The 2761-nt window shown below is 72.0% G+C and carries 3 protein-coding genes; 1 reads left to right on the top strand and 2 read right to left on the bottom strand.

The genetic code is table 11. From position 1 onward, the window contains the following. Both IH13_RS0110320 and IH13_RS0110315 read right to left on the bottom strand, forming a co-directional pair. The coding region (locus tag IH13_RS0110320; protein ID WP_031083116.1) for a polyprenyl synthetase family protein at positions 1-861 on the bottom strand (861 nt) is incomplete at its 3' end. 125 nt (positions 862-986) lie between these two features. After that, complete coding sequence (locus tag IH13_RS0110315; RefSeq protein WP_031083115.1) at positions 987-2390, bottom strand: family 2B encapsulin nanocompartment shell protein; 1404 nt, start codon at positions 2388-2390, stop codon at positions 987-989. Positions 2391-2566: 176 nt separating this feature from the next. On the opposite strand from IH13_RS0110315, the gene IH13_RS0110310 reads away from it, so the two are divergent. Next, the coding region (locus IH13_RS0110310; protein ID WP_031083114.1) for an RrF2 family transcriptional regulator at positions 2567-2761 on the top strand (195 nt) is incomplete at its 3' end.

Below are 2761 nucleotides of genomic sequence, written 5' to 3'. Positions count from 1 at the left end.
GGTGTTCAGGGCCCCGCGGTAGAGGGTGGCGAGCTCCCCGGCGGCGGCGGTGCCCGAGGTGAGGGCGGCCACCACCGGCAGGGACTTCTTGTGGGCGGCGAGGTCCGCGCCGACCGGCTTGCCCGTACGGGCGGTGTCCCCCCAGATGCCGATCAGGTCGTCGATGAGCTGGAAGGCGAGGCCCGCCTCCCTGCCGAAGCCGTCCATCGCGCCGACGGCGGGCTCGTCGGCCCCCGCGCAGAGCGCGCCGAGGGCGCAGGCGCAGCCGAGCAGGGCGCCCGTCTTGGCCGTCGCCATCGTGAGGCACTCGTCGAGGGTGACGTCGAGGGGCTCGCGCTCCTCCAGCGCGCAGTCGGCCTGCTGTCCGGCGCAGAGTTCGATGACGCAGGCGGAGAGCCGCGCGGAGGCCCGGGCGGACGCGGGGTGGGGGTCCTCGGCCAGCAGCCGCTGGGCGAGGGCCAGCAGGGCGTCGCCCGCGATGACCGCGTCCGGGACTCCGAACACCGCCCACGCCGTGGGGCGGTGCCGTCGCGTCGCGTCCTCGTCGATGACGTCGTCGTGGAGCAGGGTGAAGTTGTGGACGAGCTCCACGGCGACGGCGGCCCGCAGCGCCGACTCCTGGCTGCCGCCCAGGGCCCGGGCCGCGGCCAGGACGAGCGCGGGTCTGATGGCTTTGCCCGCCTGCCCGGAGGCGGGTGTCCCGTCGGCGTCCTGCCAGCCGAAGTGGTACAGGGCCACGCGCCGTATCGCTCCGGGCAGTGTGTCCACCGCGGCTCTGAGGTGCGGGTCGACGACGGTGCGGGTGTGCTCCAGGAGCGCCGCGGCCTCGTGCCCCTCCGTCGCGGCGTCCGTACTCGTCATGGTCACGGTCACTCCTTACGGGCGCCTTCGAGGGCGCCGTGGTCGCGGCGTGCGCGTGCGCGGCCCCGGGCGGCGACCCGTCCGGACTCCGCGGCCCCGGGCGGGTCGCCGCCCGGGGCCGGACGTCACCGCCAGCGGCTCACCTCGACGTTCTCCAGGACGCCGAGGGCGTCCGGCACGAGGATCGCGGCCGAGTAGTAGGCCGTCACCAGGTAGGAGATGATCGCCTGCTCGTCGATGCCCATGAAGCGGACCGACAGGCTCGGTTCGATCTCGTCCGGGATGCCGCTCTGCTGGAGGCCGATGACCCCCTGGTCCTGCTCGCCGGTCCTCATGCAGATGATCGACGTCGTACGGGCGTCCGAGACCGGGATCTTGTTGCACGGGAAGATCGGGACACCGCGCCAGGCCGGCACGTGGTGACCGCCGACGTCCACGCTCTCCGGCACCAGCCCGCGCTTGTTGCACTCACGGCCGAAGGCGGCGATGGCCCGCGGATGGGCCAGGAACAGCTTGGAACCCCGTCGGCGCGACAGCAGCTCGTCCATGTCGTCGGGGCTGGGGACCCCGTCGTGGGGCTGGAGCCGCTGCCCGTAGTCGCAGTTGTTGAGCAGCCCGAACTCCCGGTTGTTGATGAGCTCGTGCTCCTGGCGCTCGCGCAGCGCCTCGACCGTGAGCCGCAGCTGCTGCTCGGTCTGGTTCATCGGCTGGTTGTAGAGGTCCGCCACCCTGCTGTGGACCTTCAGCACCGTCTGCGCGACGCTGAGTTCGTACTCCCGGGGCGCCGCCTCGTAGTCGACGAAGGTGTGCGGGACGACGCTCTCCCCCACGTGTCCGGCCGACAGGTCGATCTCCGCCTCGCCGTAGTGGTTGGTGCGCTGGTGCGGGATGGCCAGCAGCCCCGCGAGGTGGTCACGCAGCGAGTCGGCGCGGGCCGCGAGGTTCAGCACGTCGGCGCGGCTGAGCGTCAGCAGGGTGCACGCCGTGACGGCACGTGCCGTGTACGTCCAGGTGGCGTCGCCGTCCACCAGGGTGTGGTCGCCGAAGTAGGCGCCGTCGGCGAGGACTCCGAGCACCGTCTCACTGCCGTACGGGCCGGCGCCGACCTTCTCCACCTTGCCGTGTGCCAGCAGGTAGACGCGGTCCGCCGCCTCCCCCGAGGTGGCGAGCAGCTCGCCCGCCGCCACGTCACGCTGTTCGCACCTGCGGGCCAGCTCGGCCAGGACCTCCTCGTCCCCGAAATCCCGCAGCGCCGGCAGCTCGCCGAGCTCCGCGGGGATGACCGCGACCTGGTCGCCGGTCTGCACGAAGGTCACCCTGCCGTCACCCACCGAGTAGCTCAGCCGGCGGTTCACCCGGTACGTGCCGCCCTGCACCTGCACCCAGGGCAGCATGCGCAGCAGCCACCGCGAGGTGATCTCCTGCATCTGCGGGGCGGACTTGGTGGTCGTCGCGAGGTTCCGCGCGGCCGCCGTGCCGAGACTCTGCTGCGGCGGCTGCGTGTCGCGAACCTCTTCACCAACGGACATCCGACATCCTCTCGATCATGGGCTGACCTGCGTGAAGAAGCCTTTCAGCTGGAGAAGACCGGGCGCTATTACACAAAAGAGTGTGATTATCCGGGCTCCGGTCGGGGCACGTCGCCGATGTCGCCGCACACCCCTCATAAGTTGCATATCTCATGCAACATATCTAGGCTGCCGCCATGCGGCTGACGAGATTCACCGACGTGGCGCTCCGGGTGCTCATGCGCCTGGCCGTCGCGCCGGAGAGCGAGGACCCGCCGACCACCCGGGAGGTGGCGGCCACCATGCAGGTGCCGTACACCCACGCGGCCAAGGTCGTCGCCCGCCTCCAGCACCTCGGCCTGGTCGACGCGCGCCGCGGCCGCGGCGGGGGG

The organism is Streptomyces sp. NRRL WC-3549, assembly GCF_000721935.1.
In the GTDB taxonomy this organism is placed as follows: Bacteria; Actinomycetota; Actinomycetes; order Streptomycetales; family Streptomycetaceae; genus Streptomyces.
The sequence above is the reverse complement of the archived record's forward strand: the minus strand, read 5'-3'. Positions and strand labels throughout refer to the sequence as shown.

What these genes read in the sequence shown, in the direction of transcription:
- IH13_RS0110315 (WP_031083115.1), bottom strand. Translation starts at nt 2,390, where the DNA reads ATGTCCGTTGGTGAAGAGGTTCGCGACACGCAGCCGCCGCAGCAGAGT.